This is a genomic window from Gilvimarinus polysaccharolyticus (assembly GCF_001187555.1).
Taxonomy (GTDB): Bacteria; Pseudomonadota; Gammaproteobacteria; order Pseudomonadales; family Cellvibrionaceae; genus Gilvimarinus; species Gilvimarinus polysaccharolyticus.
Genome location: NZ_LFIJ01000001.1, coordinates 1070978 through 1088006 on the forward strand (window position 1 = coordinate 1070978; position 17029 = coordinate 1088006).

General features: G+C 46.7%; 13 protein-coding genes and 1 pseudogene. 10 read left to right on the plus strand and 4 right to left on the minus strand.

Annotated elements, in window-relative coordinates:
• Positions 1-4: 4 nt before the first annotated feature.
• Positions 5-361: an IS66 family insertion sequence element accessory protein TnpB gene (tnpB, locus tag GILYN3_RS04485; RefSeq protein WP_049721474.1), complete on the minus strand. Its 357-nt coding sequence runs from the start codon at positions 359-361 to the stop codon at positions 5-7.
• Positions 358-648, minus strand: a complete 291-nt coding sequence (gene tnpA, locus GILYN3_RS04490; protein WP_049721475.1) for an IS66 family insertion sequence element accessory protein TnpA — start codon at positions 646-648, stop codon at positions 358-360. The genes tnpB and tnpA overlap by 4 nt, the downstream gene beginning before the upstream one ends.
• Before the next feature lie 356 nt (positions 649-1004).
• Here tnpA and GILYN3_RS04495 point away from each other — a divergent pair, with 356 nt between their 5' ends.
• The 4 genes from GILYN3_RS04495 to GILYN3_RS04510 all read left to right on the plus strand — a co-directional run bounded on the left by GILYN3_RS04495 (position 1005) and on the right by GILYN3_RS04510 (position 5066).
• Positions 1005-1493, plus strand: coding sequence for a YcxB family protein (locus GILYN3_RS04495; protein WP_198147282.1), 489 nt, complete (start codon positions 1005-1007; stop codon positions 1491-1493).
• A gap of 111 nt (positions 1494-1604) precedes the next feature.
• Positions 1605-2273, plus strand: coding sequence for a penicillin-insensitive murein endopeptidase (locus GILYN3_RS04500; RefSeq protein WP_049721736.1), 669 nt, complete (start codon positions 1605-1607; stop codon positions 2271-2273).
• Positions 2274-2372: 99 nt separating this feature from the next.
• Positions 2373-2735 (plus strand): hypothetical protein, encoded by a 363-nt coding sequence (locus GILYN3_RS04505; protein WP_049721737.1) that lies wholly within the window; start codon positions 2373-2375, stop codon positions 2733-2735.
• A 537-nt stretch (positions 2736-3272) separates the two neighbouring features.
• Positions 3273-5066 carry a S8 family serine peptidase gene (locus tag GILYN3_RS04510; RefSeq protein WP_049721738.1) on the plus strand — a complete coding sequence of 598 codons (1794 nt, stop codon included), beginning with the start codon at positions 3273-3275 and terminating at the stop codon, positions 5064-5066.
• A gap of 188 nt (positions 5067-5254) precedes the next feature.
• On the opposite strand, the gene GILYN3_RS17030 is transcribed toward GILYN3_RS04510, so the two are convergent.
• Entirely contained in the window at positions 5255-5374 is a 120-nt protein-coding gene (locus tag GILYN3_RS17030) for an ExbD/TolR family protein (protein ID WP_157484854.1), read from the minus strand.
• A 670-nt stretch (positions 5375-6044) separates the two neighbouring features.
• Here GILYN3_RS17030 and GILYN3_RS17045 point away from each other — a divergent pair.
• The 4 genes and pseudogenes from GILYN3_RS17045 to GILYN3_RS04525 all read left to right on the plus strand — a co-directional run.
• Positions 6045-6396 (plus strand): annotated as a pseudogene (locus GILYN3_RS17045) (ATP-binding cassette domain-containing protein); the annotation flags it as partial.
• A gap of 101 nt (positions 6397-6497) precedes the next feature.
• Complete coding sequence (uvrA, locus tag GILYN3_RS04515) at positions 6498-11699, plus strand: excinuclease ABC subunit UvrA (RefSeq protein WP_408606306.1); 5202 nt, start codon at positions 6498-6500, stop codon at positions 11697-11699.
• A 260-nt stretch (positions 11700-11959) separates the two neighbouring features.
• Positions 11960-12427, plus strand: a complete 468-nt coding sequence (locus GILYN3_RS04520) for a hypothetical protein (protein ID WP_157484855.1) — start codon at positions 11960-11962, stop codon at positions 12425-12427.
• A gap of 104 nt (positions 12428-12531) precedes the next feature.
• Positions 12532-12918: a hypothetical protein gene (locus GILYN3_RS04525; protein WP_049721741.1), complete on the plus strand. Its 387-nt coding sequence runs from the start codon at positions 12532-12534 to the stop codon at positions 12916-12918.
• A 260-nt stretch (positions 12919-13178) separates the two neighbouring features.
• On the opposite strand, the gene GILYN3_RS04530 is transcribed toward GILYN3_RS04525, so the two are convergent.
• Positions 13179-14789, minus strand: a complete 1611-nt coding sequence (locus GILYN3_RS04530) for a glycoside hydrolase family 43 protein (protein ID WP_198147283.1) — start codon at positions 14787-14789, stop codon at positions 13179-13181.
• A gap of 276 nt (positions 14790-15065) precedes the next feature.
• Here GILYN3_RS04530 and GILYN3_RS04535 point away from each other — a divergent pair, with 276 nt between their 5' ends.
• Together GILYN3_RS04535 and GILYN3_RS04540 are read left to right on the plus strand one after the other, a co-directional pair.
• Positions 15066-16142: a DUF2157 domain-containing protein gene (locus GILYN3_RS04535; protein WP_049721742.1), complete on the plus strand. Its 1077-nt coding sequence runs from the start codon at positions 15066-15068 to the stop codon at positions 16140-16142.
• A complete protein-coding gene (locus GILYN3_RS04540) occupies positions 16132-16968 on the plus strand; it encodes a DUF4824 family protein (RefSeq protein WP_049721743.1) in 837 nt (278 codons plus the stop codon). Before GILYN3_RS04535 ends, GILYN3_RS04540 begins: the two co-directional genes overlap by 11 nt.
• Positions 16969-17029 lie beyond the last annotated feature (61 nt).

The window sequence follows — 17029 nt, forward strand, 5'->3', positions numbered from 1 at the left end:
CTCATCAACGAACGTCTCGGTAAAACAGCGTTTCATGCGGTTTTAATTGAGCGATATCAAACCCGCGCAAGAGCCATTGCCACTGTTCGTGATCCAGTACCACAGGATCTTCCGGCAAGCGCTTGGGCCACTTAAACTTATCGCGCTCTAAGCGCTTTTGCCACAGAGCAAAACCCGTCTCATCCCAGTACAACACCTTAAGTTGACTGCGCTTTTTGTTGCAGAAGACAAACAGCGCAGGATCAAAAGGCGAAATCGCCATCTCATCCTGAACGATAACGCTTAATCCGTTAATCGCTTTGCGAAAGTCTACCGGCTCGCGGTGTAGGTAGACCTTAATATCTGCCGGCCACTGGATCATGCAGCCAAAGCCTTGACCAGTTGTGCGATAGTGTCCACATCGCCGGCGGGAAGCTTCACCGCGACAGAGCCGTAGTGTATCGTTGCCTCACCGGACGGCTTAGGCTCGGCCAGTACGGTTCGGGAAAACCTACTTGGTTCAGGACGAGCTTTAAGCTTTGTCCGTCGCAGGCTGAAGTATTTAGCGTTGAGCCCACGTTCGGCACAGAACTTGGCTTGAGTTAATCCGCTTTGCTCGAACTCCTCGATCAGAGTCAGCCAGTCGGATTGGCTGCGATGCTTTTTCATGTGAACCTCCTATTGATGAAAGCTGGGAGGTTACTGGCCTAGGATTGATTCGTATAGTGGGTGGTTGGTTTGGCGCTTACGTTAAACAGTTTCTCTCTACGTGGAAAAACGAAAGTACAGGGCCAGTGGCGTTTGTTTTTCTTGGTGCATAACATTGAAAAGCTAATGAATTATGGAGCGATTGCTTAACCACAGCCTTATCCACAATTACCTCTGCGTTACCGCGCAGAATAAGTGATTGTGTTAAGCGAATGTGGTTGAATGGCGATCAATATAAAATTAAAGGGCAGGCTGGTGGGCACGTTTGTTGTAAAACGTTTTTCTACAGTCTCGTTACACAACCTTACAGAGTGCGCATGGAAACGATTAAACTCGAATATTCTAAACCATTAATAAAAAGATCCATAAAAGATTACTGGTGGCGTCAAGTGGGGCCATTATTTTTGGCAGTCGCTATTTTTATGATTGGTTTTCTAATTTATCGGATAGTGCAAGGTGATAGGTCTTGGTTAGTTGGCTTGGTGGGAGCCATTGTGATTATGGCAGTAGTTATAATGGTGGCTTCGTATGTAGTTCATTTAAAAAGATCTCTGTCAAAGCTGGGGAGCATGGGTAAGCCTGAAGCCACTTTGGAACTAGAGGATAATCGATTTCGGATATCTTCAGGTGCTGGTAGCTCAGAAGTGGAATGGTCACTTATAACTAAAGTGTGGTGCTTTAACGAGACTTGGCTTCTCTTCTTTAGCGCTGGGGAGTTTATGACACTACCAATAAAAAATATTAGTAATGAAAATAAAAAATATATTTTGTCTAAATTTGAAAAGGCAGGTGCCAAAGTTGCGTAACAAGTGTATTTACACGACAAAAAATCGTCGCTCCGTTTGTGTATGGGCTTCGCCCATTTTACACAAACTACACACCACAGTTTTTGCGTGTGATACAAGCGTTAGAGATATATGAAATATATTTGTATCCTCTTAGTTTTACTTTCTTTCTCTTCTCATGCCGTTGAGAGTATTTGTTATGGAACAACATCTGATGGTTCTTTAAAAAATGGTACTCAACTGCCAAGTTCAGGTGAAAACTTCGTAGGTTACAGTTCAATCGCTAGGGTTGCAGGCAGAACTTATGTTCACTCTTTAGTTCGAGATATTGTTATTAATGCTTACAAGCAGTTAGAAACTCTAGAGCCTAATAAAGTCTATAAGTATGCTGAAACTGGATTTAAGGACGGCGGCCAATTTAAACCGCATAAAACTCACCGTAATGGTTTGTCTGTTGACTTTATGACACCAGTTATTAATAAAGAGGGGGTGTCGGTACATTTACCAACACACCCTTTAAATAAGTTCGGCTACAATATCGAATTTGATGCCAACGATAAATACGAAGATTATTCAATCGATTACGTTGCATTGGCTGCGCATATAGTTGCTCTACATAAAGAGTCGAAAAGATTAGGCTTTGATCTTTGGCGCGTTATATTTTATCCGAAATTACAGCCTAAATTATTTAAAACTAAATATGGCAATTATTTAAAAGCTAATATTCAGTTTTCAAAAAAGCGTTCATGGGTGAGGCATGACGAGCATTATCATGTGGACTTTTTAGTTCAGTGTAAATGAATGCTAACAAGCCATTTTATCGGGGCAAGATCATCCTCTGTTGGCCCTTCGCTCAGCAAGGGCCACTGGGCGCTTTGCGTTATGCACTAAGGAATTACAATGGATAGCAAAATCGCAGGAACGCTAAGCCTTTTAAGTGCAGCAGCACTCATCGCAATATGGTGGGTGTTCTTATTTTCTGCTAGGCCGGATTGCCTAGATTCCATACCGCTCGCTATAGATTCAGCTAAATATGCGTTATCTCCAACTGAGTCAGGTAGCTGGCTATTTGTCTTTACCCTTGGATCGATAGTCACTTGTATAGTAACTAGTCTAGCTCTCCTCTTTGGTAAGAAAAAACGTATTGCTATGTATGTAATAGCTACGCACTCTGTAATGGCGTTGTTTATTTATACATGGTCATTGGTCTTGGTTATTGCATTACCATTAGTTTACTTTGCTAAGGTATACAAAAATACATAACAAAAACAGGCATGGTGATGCTTTTTTGTTGCGGCTACGCCTTCACTACAAAGCCCCGCGTGTTGCAGGTATTAGAAGGGTAAATTTTATGAGGGTAGGTCGAATATATACTCTTTTATGGTGGGAATTGTTGGGTTATTTCAAGCTGGAAATTGAAAATTATAGCAGCCCCTAATACTTTAAACCTACATAAAAGTGCCCAAATAAAGCCTGGAAGGCTTTCCTCTGCTAAAACGCACTTTGCCCTCAACCAGCCGGACACTTCTGGCAAGCCTTTTAAGTAATGTTAAATAATAATACGGCCGAAGCTTGCGCAGTCCACAAAAAGGGACTAGATTGGATGCCAAGTTAAAACTGGTTGTATATTCCCCAGACAAGGAGCTGTCAAAAATTCTAAACCATTCTGTTTTCAATGGCTTGTATATCATACTTAATTAAAATTCTACTAAAGATAGAGTGTCGAAAAAATTTCGATTTGGTCATGCAAGTTAATTTTTGGAAGTAAAAAACTACATCTACATCAAGGAAAGATAAAGTATGGCTAATGTTAATCAAGAAGTTACTATCGTTAAACCACAACCTGGCGTTGATCCGGATCTACGCGCTCTAAAAATTGAAATGGATGATGCCAAACTTGGTGCCGATCCATTGGAGCACTTACAAGAAAAGCTTGGAAACAGTCTTTATAGTCAGTTTTTGTGGTCTTCATCTTTCGATGGCAGTTCAACTCACATATTATCAACGGCGCGAGACGCTCTGCCTGAAGTCGAATTCAATAAGATACTTTCTGTGATGCAAAATGACCCGGCGGTGACATCGGTGCATCTGCTACACAAACACCCTGATATCGTGCAAGAACTGGTCGCAGCGAAAATTGAAGCCGCTGAATATGATTCTAGTTGGTACTGGCCGGTTGCCGAACGACTTCCTAAATCTGACTACAAAGCGCCAAAGCCGATCAAAATAGCTCAAGCCGATAGCGGTGTATCCTTGCAGCCATGCCTAGTTGGCGGCTTTAATCCGGCGGACAGCATGAGCTTTTTTTTTCCAGCCAATAAGCGTAAGGGCAAAGGTGTTATCTGTTGGGGGCAGGGTGCTCCTTTCTTTATTAGTCATGGCACCAGCACCGGGGGTTTGATGGTTGGACAGCCGACTGACGGGATGAATCTTCATGGTATGACTCTCCGTGATGTAGTGGAGCTGGTTCCCTGTCGTATCGCCGACAGCGTTGTGTTAAATCCCCCCGACCTTGAGCGTCTCGCAGAATGCATTAACTGGGCTGTGAGTGAAGGAATCAAGGTAATTAATGTCAGCTTAGGCGCAATCGCGTTCCAGGGCGACCCAGCGCTTACGGCATTAACCCGAGCGGTTGAAAATGCTTACAAAAAAGGCGTCATAATCTGTGCCGCAGCCGGACAAATCGCGCCCGGTATGATCTGGCCTGGAGTTTACTCCCTTAAGGGGTGGTTGGTGGCTTGCGGCCCCAGTAACGCCAGCAATGCGCCCTCGGCTCAAAGTATTTGGGTGGCTTTTCCGAATGGGTATGTCACGATTGGCGCACCAGGCGAAAACATGCCACAAGCTGGCTGGAAAGGCGGTATCTGTGCCAGTGATGAACCTCAGTTGGCACGCGGCGATGGGTCTTCTTACTCTGCTGCGTTTACCTCTTCTATCGCAGCACTTTGGTGGGCACGAAATTATGACGCCCTAAGTAAGATGAATCCACGGGATATTGTTCCGCTGTTTCGCCACACGATCCAAAACACCTGTACACCGTGGAATGGAAACTACTATAAGGCCAAATTTAGTCCGGGCATACTGAACCCCAATAAAGCCATCAATGCTATGGTTCCGCCCAAAGACCTCAATATAAATTCCAGTGGTATGTTTCATGTCGAACGTGTGCCCGGCGGCACCTATCGCAACGTTACCCTGCATGCACATGGGTCAGGCTCTATCCATGTACTCGATCCAGTGCTCGTTGAAGGCAAGCTGACGCTTATCAGCGAGTCCTCGGCGACAATATCCATGTCTGGAACGATCATTTGTCGCGAACTGGAGATCAAAATAAAATCCTCCGCACTGATCGAGGCTGACGATCTCGAATACTATGATAAATGCACAGTGAATATCTCTCACGCTGGTACTTTGCGGGCTTATATTGCGGCCGAAGGTCCAATGACGGGCAGTGTGAAAGGTCCCGATTTTTGGAATGGATCGACGTTGCGGGCTTGGATATTTTGGCGAAATGGGAGAAAGAGCGTCTCGATCTCTAAGGATTGGATGTCAACGATAGATATCTCTAATAACTGGGGCGGGCGCTGGGCTTGATTGCAAAAGTAAGATCACGGCTTTGATTTTGGTTTCAATGCTGGCTCAAATGAGTGATGGGTCAGCAACAGCATCCTCTTGCTCGGAGGCCTCTTAGTTACTAAAAAATTGAAGGTTTAATAGCAATAATTACCCCTAGAAATTTCTTGGGGATAATTATTACACGGACTCCCTTTAGCCTAAATATATTACCGAGACGGTTCGGTAACAAAGCCTAGTTTAGTGATGCCGGCTTGTTGTATGGCCGTCATTGTTTTTACTACGTCTTCATAGGCTACCGATTTGTCACCGAACAAAATAAAGAACATCCAAATCCTAGTATCAAGCTTAAAGTGCGACAATAACCATTAACTTCTATGGTACATTTCCTCTGATGTTTTATAGTTGAACCGCTTTCTCGGTCGACTGTTAATTTGAACTTCGATCTGATCGCAGCGTTGCTGAGTTATATTGGCTGCTCTCTGTTTTTGGTAGGCACTGGTGAATTAGATCATTCAGGTTTTCATTGCTCCTCGCTCCCAGGAAGGAATGTAGGAGGCTCGGGTCTTTGATTTTTGGTTTCTGTTTTTTTCAAAAATCGAGCTGTAAACCAACTACAACGCCCCTCTTTTTAATCCCCCGTATCCAGCCGAACGAGACCTATTTTAGGGGGTAAGGAAGCAGGGCAGGTGAATACCGCGCAGCGGCAGACAGCGACACGAGCATATAACACAAAACCTGCTTGCGGAGTCCAAACTTTCTCGACATCAAGCTCTACAGCAGGTGACACTTGCCCAGCCACTGCGATGCCCTTGTTTATAATGGCGTAGCTTAAAGCCTCTACATGCTTAGCGTAAATGGGGTGATCTAATTTTGGCGCTGTTGCGTTTATAATCAATCGGTGTGGTATCTAGCTCTAACTCCGGGCTATATGCTCTTGGACACACCCGCCAACTCCTGTATATTTAGCCAGTCTTTTTACCCTTAGGTGCAGTCTTTATGTCCTTCGATGCCATTAAAATCCGCGGCGCTCGGCAAAATAACCTTAAAAATCTTGATCTTGATATCCCGCTGGGGGAGATGGTCGTTGTGACTGGGGTGAGTGGTTCGGGTAAGTCCACCTTAGCCTTTGATACTATTTATGCCGAGGGGCAGCGGCGCTATGTCGAGACTTTCTCGGCCTACGCTCGGCAGTTTCTCGACCGTATGGATAAACCTGCGGTAGACAGCATTGAGGGTATTCCGCCGGCGATTGCGATTGAGCAGAGCAACACGGTGCGCACATCGCGCTCGACCGTGGGCACGATGACTGAGCTTAATGACTACTTTAAACTGCTGTTTGCCCGATTAGCGCATTTATATTGCGCCGGTTGTGGTCAAGCGGTAACCACCGATTCGCCACAAAGTATTCTTGCCGCACTGTATCAGCAGCTGCCAAACGATCAGCGCCTAATGATATGTCTGCCCATTAGCGTACCCGAGCAACTTAGCGATGATGATGTTTTGCAGCTGCTTAACCAACAAGGTTATGCCCGCATCCATACTCGCGCAGGCAGCCGGGTAGAGGTGGTGCAAGATCGCTTGCGTTTAAACGAGGACAACCGTTCGCGCCTAACCGAGGCCTTAGAGGCCGCACTGCATTATGGCAAAGGCCATGTACTGGTTTACCCTTTAAACGAGGCTAAAACCGCCGGACGTGCTTTGCGGTTTTCTAGCCATCACCATTGCCCCAGTTGCGATATTAGCTACCCCGAGCCTACACCTGCGCAGTTTTCATTCAACTCGCCCATTGGTGCCTGCACCAGCTGTAAAGGCTTTGGCCGTATTATCGGTGTCGATTGGGGATTGGTGGTGCCCGATGAGCGCAAAAGCTTAAAAGATGGTGCCATCAAACCTATCCAAACCCCAAGCTACGATGAAGTGCAGCGCGACCTTCTTAAATACGCTAAAAAGCGGGGCATTCCGACAACCACAGCGTGGGCCGATTTAACCGCCGAGCAGCGCCAATGGGTGTTAGACGGTGAGGGTGACTGGAGCCAAGGGGTTTGGTATGGCATTCGCGAATTTTTTACTTGGCTTGAGAGCAAAGCCTACAAAATGCACATACGGGTCTTGTTGTCTAAGTATCGCGCTTACACACCGTGCCAAACTTGTGGTGGCGCTCGCTTAAAGCCAGATTCACTTTGGTGGCGCATTGGTAACTTTGATGACGCAGAGCAGGCCCTGGCAGGGCGCCCGCGCTTTAAACCGGTGGGCGCTACACTGCCCGATAAAACCTTTAACCAGCTGCCGGGTTTAAATATTGCCGATGCGATGCGCTTGCCGTTGGCGAAGGCATTGGAGTTTTTTAATGATTTAAGCGGTAAAGACAAAAGCCAAAAAAATGGGTCGGTGATTGATGACGCCGCAGAATTATTGCTGACAGAAATCCGTTCGCGCTTAGGTTACTTATGCGAAGTCGGGCTGGATTATTTAACGCTAGATCGTCAGTCGCGCACCTTAAGCGGCGGCGAGGTACAGCGTATTAACCTTACTACTGCGCTTGGCACGTCGTTGGTAAACACTTTATTTGTATTAGATGAACCCAGTACCGGGTTACACCCACGGGACATTACTCGTTTAGTTAATGTGCTTACGCGCCTGCGCGATGCAGGCAACTCGCTGTTGGTTGTCGAGCACGACCCACAAGTTATTCTGGCGGCCGACCGTATTTTAGATGTCGGCCCAGGCCCTGCTAAACGTGGCGGTAATATCGAATTTTTTGGCACGCCAGCGGCATTATTAAAATGCAAAAATAATATTACCGCGCGCTTTTTAAGTGGTTTAGATCAAGTGGCAGCCAAAGCGTTACCCTTTGGCGCAGAGCCGGGTGTTGCAGAAGCCTCGGCGCAGTACCTAAGCAAGCAAAAAACCAGCAACACTAGTTTACCGGCGTTTAAAAAAGCATTGGGCTCGGTGACTATTCGGGGTGCCTGTGAGCACAACCTTAAAAATATTGATGTAGAGATTCCGCTCGGGCAGTTGGTGTGCTTAACCGGCGTTAGTGGCTCGGGTAAATCCACCTTGATGCGAAAAATTTTGTATCCCGCGTTGCTTAAACACCACGGCGAACAAACCGAGGCCCCCGGCGCCCATAAAGCGATTGTTGGATTAGAGAAAATTGACCGCGCGGTTATGGTCGATCAAAGCCCTATAGGAAAAACCACCCGTAGCACACCGGCCACTTATGTGGGTGCGTTTGAGACTATCCGTAAATTATTTGTCGCCGCACCGCTGGCTAAAGAGCGCGGTTACAAGCCTGGCACTTTTAGCTTTAACTCCGGTAATGGTCGTTGTCCTAGTTGTCAGGGCAACGGGTTTGAGCATGTTGAGATGCAATTTTTAAGCGATGTTTATCTGCGCTGCCCCGAGTGCGATGGCAAACGTTTTAGGGCCGAGGTGCTAGAGGTAAAGCTGCTGCGCGATAATTATGCGATATCCATTGCCGATGCGCTGGATATGACCGTTGCTGAAGCGTTAGTGTTTTTTGCAGATCGCCCCGATGTATTGCGCAGCCTACAACCACTGGCCGATGTCGGGCTCGATTATGTACAGCTAGGGCAAGCGGTACCCACCTTAAGTGGCGGTGAGGCGCAGCGCTTAAAATTAGCCGGACACTTAGCTGCGACCCGAGCTAAAAACCACGAACATATTCTGTTTATGTTTGACGAGCCTACCACCGGCTTACATTTTGCCGATATTGCCACCTTGATGAGTGCATTTAGGCAGTTACAAAACGCCGGTCATTCGCTGTTAATTATCGAGCACAATCTTGATGTTATCCGCAGTGCCGATTGGCTGATAGACATTGGCCCCGAAGGTGGCGATGCCGGTGGACAACTAATAGGCGAGGGTACACCGGCGCAGTTTATCCACTTAGCAGCAACCAATAGCAGTAGTGGTTTTACCGCCCAGGCATTACACGAGTACGAGCAGTCATTAAGTACTGGTGCTAATTTAGCGGCTATAACTAAATCCTCGAAACAAAAGCGCAAGGCCAATGCTGCGCGTGAAATTAGTGTGCACCACGCGCGCGAAAACAACCTTAAAAATATTAACGTCAGTATTCCACGGGATAAACTCACTGTTATTTCTGGCGTAAGTGGTAGCGGAAAAAGTACCTTGGCGTTCGACCTTATTTTTGGTGAAGGCCAGCGGCGTTATTTAGAATCGCTTAACGCTTATGCTAGGCAGTTTGTGCAACCCGCATCGCGCCCAGATGTAGATGCCATTTACGGTATTCCACCGGCTGTTGCTATCGAGCAACGCACCAGTCGCGGGGGCCGTAAAAGTACTGTGGCAACTCTGACCGAAATTTATCATTACTTGCGCTTATTGTACGTCAAGCTCGGTACGCAATATTGCCCCAGTTGCGACGTTGCCATTCAGCCACAAAATCTCGATGCAATCGCCGCGCGGTTACAAAAAGACTATCGCGATAAAGAGGTCACGTTACTGGCGCCGATGGTGGTTGCCCGTAAAGGCATTTACCGCGAGCTTGCCCTGTGGGCATCCGAGCGAGGTTACCAACAACTGCGGGTCGATGGCGAATATCAACCTACCGCCGACTGGCCTGCACTTGATCGCTACAAAGAGCACGATATAGAGCTTCCGCTGGCAACGGTTAAGGTCGCTCCTAAAAATCATGAGGCGCTGCTTGATGCGTTGCAGCAAACCTTAAACCTTGGCAATGGTGTGGTTATAGTTGCCGCCGCGACTAAAGCCAGCAGCAAGGCCCGAACCAAAGACCGGTTGTTCTCGACCCAGCGGGCTTGCCCTAGTTGTGGTTGTGGCTTTCCCGAACTAGATCCTCGGCTGTTTTCGTATAACTCTAAGCACGGCTGGTGTACTGGCTGTTTTGGCACCGGTAAAGTTATTGTCGGTTTTGATGAAGAGCAAACCGGAGAAGAGCGCAACTGGCAGGCCGGTGAGGACGAGGTAGAAAAAACCTGTCGTCAATGCGATGGCCAGCGCTTAAACCCCACGGCGTTAGCGGTGCGTTTTCGCGACCGGTCTATTGCCCAACTGGCTGCGTTAGCGGTAGACGATGCCGAAAATTGGTTTGGTAAACTTAAGCTCAAAAGTCACGAGCAAGCCATTGCCCGCGACTTGCTTAGCGAAATGCACAGCCGACTGCATTTTTTGCAAAAAGTTGGGCTTAATTATTTATCCCTCGATCGCGCAGCGCCCACCTTAAGTGGCGGCGAAGCGCAACGTATTCGCCTAGCGGCACAACTGGGTTCAAGCCTGCGCGGCGTATGTTACGTACTAGACGAACCGACCATTGGCCTACACACGCGAGACAACCGCAAACTGATCGAGACTTTGCGTGAATTACAACAACAGGGTAATACCGTTATCGTCGTCGAACACGATGAAGACACCATGCGCGAGGCTGACCATTTAATTGATATGGGGCCTCGGGCTGGGATTAATGGCGGTGAGGTAGTGGCTTTTGGCAGCGTTGCTAAAATCATGAAAGCAAAAGCATCACTTACCGGCCAAATGCTCGCCAATCCATTGCGTCACCCCATGCCCGGTTTACGCAACCTCGCTATGCGTAAACTATGGTCGCCCGAAAAGCTCAGCCTTATAGGCGCCAGCCAAAATAATCTCGCTAATGTCAGTGTCGATATACCCCTGCGGCAACTGGTCGCGATAACCGGCGTAAGCGGCAGTGGTAAAAGTACTTTGGTACGCGGTGTACTGTACCCCAATGTTAAAACCGCCATTGCCAATGCGCGTAAAAAACAACACAGCTGGCAAGGCGTTAAAAGTATTAGCGGTTGGCAGGGTATCGACCGAGTTTTGGAGGTAGATCAAACTCCTATTGGCAAAACACCACGCTCATGCCCGGCTACTTACATAGGTATTTGGGATGCGATCCGTAAATTATTTGCCGGCACTGTTGATGCACGTTTGCGTGGCTACACTCCTGCGCGTTTTTCGTTTAACGCCGGCGATGGCCGCTGTGATGGTTGCGGCGGGCAGGGCATGCAAAAAATCGAGATGAATTTTTTACCCGATGTTCGCGTGCCTTGCGATGTCTGTCACGGCTGGCGCTTTAACGATGAAACCCTAAGCGTAAGATACAAAGGCAAACATATTGGTGATGTGCTCGCCATGAACATCGATGAGGCCGCTGAATTTTTTCAAGCGATCAGCAAAGTTCACCACGCTTTATGTCTGCTGCAAGATGTCGGCCTTGGCTATTTAACCTTAGGCCAACAAAGCCCCACCTTAAGTGGCGGCGAGGCGCAGCGCATCAAACTGGTGGCCGAGCTCGCCAAGGCGAATATGACCTTTGAGGACGCCAAAGGCCGTGTAAACCAACACAACTTATATGTGCTGGATGAACCCACCGTAGGTTTGCATATGGCCGACGTAGACAAGCTTTTACATGTACTGCACCGGCTGGTGGATGCGGGCAACTCGGTATTGGTGATTGAGCATAACTTGGATGTAGTCGCCGAAGCCGATTGGATTATCGATATGGGGCCAGAAGGCGGCTCTGGCGGGGGTAGGGTTGTGGCGCAGGGTACGCCGAGTACCGTTATTAAGCGCAAACGGTCGTTTACAGGGCATTATTTGGCAGAGGTTTTGAAGGGGGTGTAGGGTCGAGAGTGTTTTTCAGGCCCGGTCTTGATCCACTGTCCTGAAATGCTTGAGTACTACTTGCACCTATTTACGTACCACTAAAATACGTCTCCAGCTGGCCGCAGGGGCTCCAAAGCGGTGCTTCGTAAATTATTGAGTGAAGGGCCATATCTACATAGGGGGCCAGTAGGTCGACTATAACCTGAAAGAATGCCACTATTAGAAATAGTGGCATAACGACAGAAGGTATTTAATTAAATATCAGAAAGGGAGCTTTAATGATTAAATCATGGAGATATACGAGTATCGCCTCTGTTTTTATGATCTTAACTGCGTGTGGAGGTGGTACTGACGTAGATGATGAAATTAATTGTCCTACGGTAGTCGATTATGCGGACCCTCTGCTGACTATTACCTCTGTGATTGATAGCTCAAGCGGTGAGCTGCTGACTCAGGTGACGCTAAGCAAATTGTCTATCAATGGCAACGACGAGCGGTTTGATTACTTGGACGATAGCGTTTTTTCAAGGATCGACGTGATTGATGAGGGGGCGTCGGCGATTTGTACTCTGCCGTGCGCGTTGTTTACGAGTCAGGCAGAGTATTCGTTTGTTTTAAGCTCACCGGCTTACCAGCCCAAGGTGGTCGAGATTAGTCCGCGTTATAAAAGTTTTGGCGCACCAATCTGTATGAGCATCTATTCTGACGGGGAGGAAACGTCTTTTAATCTCGATCCTGTTTTTTAGTTTGTGGCGTAAGTGATGTATTTTAAAGTGGATGCGCCTACTGACTACCCTGCGGGTAGAACAACCAGATTTATGAATTCAATCGATATTTACGGGAGCTGCATATGAAAAGTACACTGCTATTATTGTTTTTTAGTCTGACGGCATCTATGGCAATGGCGGCCGAGGAATTCACTCTGCCGCTAGAAATACCCATTGTGCCTGATGCGCGACTGGCCATTAGCGATGCTTATGATGTGCCAGGTGGGGGCAGGGAGGAGGCGATAGCGAGATTTGGCACTAAGGTGCCACGGCAAGATGTAATGGCTTTTTATCGGGCGGCTCTGGAAGAGGCTGGATTTCAAATTTATTCATCATCAGATAAAGCCAAGTATGCCATGATCGCCGCAAAGCGCGATGATGATCGAGTTACCGTTTATTTTAGAGATCAAAGTGATTGGGTCGAGGCGGATGAAAGTGAATTTTCCGTCAAGGCCGTGTACAACAAGTAATAGCATCGCTGCACTTGCACTTGTTAACCACAGCATCTTTTGGTCATTGTAATACGCAGCTGCGCATGGACTTTGCCTCAGCTTAGGGCACTATTGTTGGAACAGCTCTGGGTAAATGCTATGAAAAAAGGCCGGCATCTTTTTAAAGATGTCGGCCTTTTCTCGTTTTCACGTAATGCTAAAGCTTTGCTAAAAAGTCTAACGCCTTTTAAATTACGGAGTTTTGTGAGGCGCCTTTAGTCGGCACGTGTACAGCATGCTTACTCATGTTCTATGTAACTAAAAGATGAAAAATCCGCTGGTGCAAAACGTCCCGAGAGATCGTGACACGCTAACCCCACAAACGCACCAGTAAAGTGCTCGGCATCAACTTCGTCAGCCAGGCCGCTGTAATCAATATAGCCTCCTAGAGGTTGCCAGTCACCTGATTGGCTGGCCCATGAGCCTCGCCATTGATCGTATTCGACTTCTATGCGCAGTTTAATGTCTCCTGCGGGTAGGGGGATGCGCTTGCCTAACGGGTAGCGCATACTGCCGCTCATGGTAGCCATAACAACTTCAAGTGCACGGCCTATTAATGGATCGTGAGTGATGCACAAATAGATAAACTTTTGGGTGTTATAAAAGCTGATTAACCCCGCCATTTGTTGAAAGCTTTCTGGCTGAAAATTGATGCTTGTTTCGGCCGTAAAGCAAAAGGCTTGTTGGCGCCGGGCGATGAGGCTTTGTTGATATAAACTGCTGGGGGCTTCTTGCCCCAACAAACGTAAATAACCAGGCTTTGCATCGTAAGACAATACCGGCTCGGTTAACGCTATTCGGGGGGTCTGATAATGCAGCGTAAGTTTATCTTTGCAAAAATCAAAATGCTCAGTTTGCAATTTGTTATCTGATGCAACACCCAGACTGTTGGGTACATTTTGCTCTGGCCCCTTGTGATTATGGGCGAGCCTGGGCCAGCCGTCTGAGCTCATAACAACTTTTTGAATAGCAGTCTCCCGGCCCAGAACACAGCGTCCCCGATACGGTAACGGGCGACCGGTTAAGTGTACAAAGTAATGATCACCATTGGGCAGAGTAACTAAATCACCATGACCGCTGCGCCGTAATGAGCTTGAAGGATGACTAGCGCTATTAAGAAAGTGTGCTTGTGGGTCTATTTCATAAGGTCCTAGTAAATTTTTACTGCGCGCAAAAAGTGCAGCGTGATCTACAAAGGTTCCGCCCTCTGCGGTAAGTAAATAATAGTAGCCGTGCATTTTATACAGGTGTGAGCCCTCCACCAGCCCTAAGTCGGAGCCTTTAAATATATTATCAATAGGGCCCACTAGCTTTTTCTGATTAGGGTCATACTCTTGAATCACAATGCCGGCAAAATTTTTCGCATGACTGTGATGATGAATGCTAACCGCGGGCCGATGATCCCACAGTACATTTAACAGCCATTTGCGGCCGTCATCATCGTGAAATAGTGATGGGTCAAAACCGCTGGCATTCAGATAAATTGGCTCGGACCAAGGCCCCATAATATTAGCGCTAGTAACTAGGTAGTTTTTTCGTACCTGATAATCGGTTTGGTACTCTCGCACATCTGTGTATATCAAATAAAATAGGCCGTCGTGATGCGTCAGGCAGGGGGCCCATACCCCGCAAGAATTAGGGTGGCCTTGCATATTTAATTGCGATAAACGATCTAATGGATGGGTTAATAACGTCCAGTTTGCAAGATCGGTAGAGTGATGGATTTGCACCCCAGGAAACCACTCAAAGGTAGAGGTGGCGATATAGTAATCATCTTCTACTCGGCAAATAGAAGGGTCTGGGTTAAACCCCTTTAAAATCGGATTGTTTATCATGTTTGCGTCAGTCATTTGTTACCCCTACCAAAACACCTACCCGCCGTCATCGCGGAGTTGACTGTTGATTCTAACGCCTTGTAGTCATTGCGACAACGTGAGCGCTTAATCTTGAGTATCTAACGACGGATTGTTGCGCTAACGCGCAAAATCTACCAATGCCCCAATATTGGTAGTCAAAAGCAATATTCGCTTTTGGCTGGGCAGTGGTTATTGTACAGTGCGTATGATGTGTTCAATATTTTTACCAAACCTTAAGTTTCACGCCCAGACTATAAGAAAAGGATGACTATGGCCAACCTCAGTAAATCTCAAGCGCAGTCGCGGGCTGATCAGGTCCAGGCTTTTCGTGCAGAGCAAGAGTTTTTGAAAAACCAAGGCTTATTGCAGCTACCAGAGAGTACTGCTAACACTATTCGTCAATATCATGATGAGCTGCTTGACGAGTTGCAGCAGTCACAGGATGTTGATTTAAGTGATGGCGCTAAAAGCTTGTCTCTGGGTATGCAGATTGTGTCTTTTTTAGGCGCATCGGCATTGGCGGCGAGTTTGTTTTTTCTGTTTTATCAATACTGGGGTTACTTTTCTACTGCATCACAAGTGGCAGTTTTAGTTTCGGCGCCTTTGTTAAGCTTGGCTCTAGCACTGTGGGTGCGACGTTTGGATTCGTCAGGTTATTACGCTAAATTAGCCGCTTTGGTGTCTTTTTCGAGCTGGGTGTTAAACATTGTGATGCTCGGTAGCATTTTTAATATGACGCCATCGCCCAATGCTTTAGCGGTATTTGCACTTTATGGGTTTTTGCTCGCTTACCTCTTGCAGGTACGCTTATTGTTGGCCGCTGCGATGTTTTGTAGCTTTATTTTTATTGGGGCGCAGTTTGGAACCTGGATGGGCAGTTATTGGGTCTATGTTGGCGAGTTTCCTGAGCATATTTTTCTTCCTGCATTTTTGTTTTTTATTGTTCCTATTTTGATAAATCAAGATCGATTTCATGGGTTTTCGTCCATTTATCAAATCCTTTCGACCATTGCCTTTTTTATTGCATTACTTATTTTGGCCAATTGGGGTAGGGCTAGTTATTTACCTTGGTCGAACTCTGCTATTGAGGGAAGCTACCAATTATTGGGGTTTGTCGCGAGTGCGCTGTTGGTCATTTACGGTATACGTACTAATGCCACAAAACTGATGCTTACCGGAAATGTATTTTTCGCCTTATTCCTTTACACCAAGTTTTTTGATTGGTGGTGGGGTTGGCTGCCAAAGTATGTCTTCTTTTTATTGATTGGGTTAACGGCTATTTTAGCTATGGTGGTGTTTAATCGTTTGCGCAAATTACAGCAGCAGGGAGGCAGGTATGAAAACTAAAAAGATACTTGTTTTACTTAGTTTTGGCGTCATTATCTTGGTGAATGGCATTATTTTAGCTAAGGTGATTTTCAATCGCTCTGAGGTTGTCACTCAAATATCATTGTCTGAGCGGGAGCTTGAACTTCCATATCGTTATGGCTTTAAATCAGAGGATTCAAGCTTACGCTTATCTTTACAGTGGCGTACGCCAGCAGCAGAGCCTTTATCCTCTGATGTTAAATACTATGGTTGGCACTCTGATCGGGCACTGACTTTATCGGATGTTCATTTTTTCAGCTTTCAATTCCCTAGTTGCAGCAACGATAATCATCGTCGCCATAAAAAATCTGCTTGGGTTTTAGCCGAGTTTAACGGCCCGAGTTATGCTCGCCATGTTCAGCGCGTAGAGCAATATCATGCGCTAATCCATTCTCTTGTGGCAGAAGAAAACACCGAATCCTCTCAAAAGGAGCTGAACAACAAGCGTAAATACGCAGCCGACATGTTTAACGCTGCGAAAAACACCGATTCACGTTTATTTATTATTGATGCCGCCGCTGAGCGAGAACTGTTAGAGGCCGCACTGGAAGAGCTCAAGCCTGTAGGCACTGCAACGTATATGATTATTCCGGCAGAAGTGCAAAATGGATATTACCGCTGTGATAACAAACCACAAAAGGCCAATTCAATCCGGGTGAATAAACTTGCTGTAAATTCGCTTTATGTCCCTAAAGATTTAGCAGTAACTTTGGCACCAAGTAAAGACTCCAGTAAGGTTAATTTTGAAGCGATGATTAATTATGGTCGCCTGTATGAACCTTGGTTAAGTAAGCTCGAGCAATAACCGCAGCCTTGTAAGGACAGAAACTATCAGTTAATAAAATTTTGAATTTTACGCACATAGA

Bases quoted from the DNA above. Each gene is read 5' to 3' on its own strand.
- GILYN3_RS04505 (WP_049721737.1), top strand. From the start codon at position 2,373: ATGGATAGCAAAATCGCAGGAACGCTAAGCCTTTTAAGTGCAGCAGCA.
- GILYN3_RS04495 (WP_198147282.1), top strand. From the start codon at position 1,005: ATGGAAACGATTAAACTCGAATATTCTAAACCATTAATAAAAAGATCC.
- GILYN3_RS04525 (WP_049721741.1), top strand. From the start codon at position 12,532: ATGAAAAGTACACTGCTATTATTGTTTTTTAGTCTGACGGCATCTATG.
- GILYN3_RS04510 (WP_049721738.1), top strand. From the start codon at position 3,273: ATGGCTAATGTTAATCAAGAAGTTACTATCGTTAAACCACAACCTGGC.
- GILYN3_RS04535 (WP_049721742.1), top strand. From the start codon at position 15,066: ATGGCCAACCTCAGTAAATCTCAAGCGCAGTCGCGGGCTGATCAGGTC.
- GILYN3_RS04500 (WP_049721736.1), top strand. From the start codon at position 1,605: ATGAAATATATTTGTATCCTCTTAGTTTTACTTTCTTTCTCTTCTCAT.
- uvrA (WP_408606306.1), top strand. From the start codon at position 6,498: ATGATATGTCTGCCCATTAGCGTACCCGAGCAACTTAGCGATGATGAT.
- tnpA (WP_049721475.1), bottom strand. From the start codon at position 648: ATGAAAAAGCATCGCAGCCAATCCGACTGGCTGACTCTGATCGAGGAG.
- GILYN3_RS04540 (WP_049721743.1), top strand. From the start codon at position 16,132: ATGAAAACTAAAAAGATACTTGTTTTACTTAGTTTTGGCGTCATTATC.
- GILYN3_RS04530 (WP_198147283.1), bottom strand. From the start codon at position 14,789: ATGACTGACGCAAACATGATAAACAATCCGATTTTAAAGGGGTTTAAC.
- tnpB (WP_049721474.1), bottom strand. From the start codon at position 361: ATGATCCAGTGGCCGGCAGATATTAAGGTCTACCTACACCGCGAGCCG.
- GILYN3_RS04520 (WP_157484855.1), top strand. From the start codon at position 11,960: ATGATTAAATCATGGAGATATACGAGTATCGCCTCTGTTTTTATGATC.
- GILYN3_RS17030 (WP_157484854.1), bottom strand. From the start codon at position 5,374: ATGTTCTTTATTTTGTTCGGTGACAAATCGGTAGCCTATGAAGACGTA.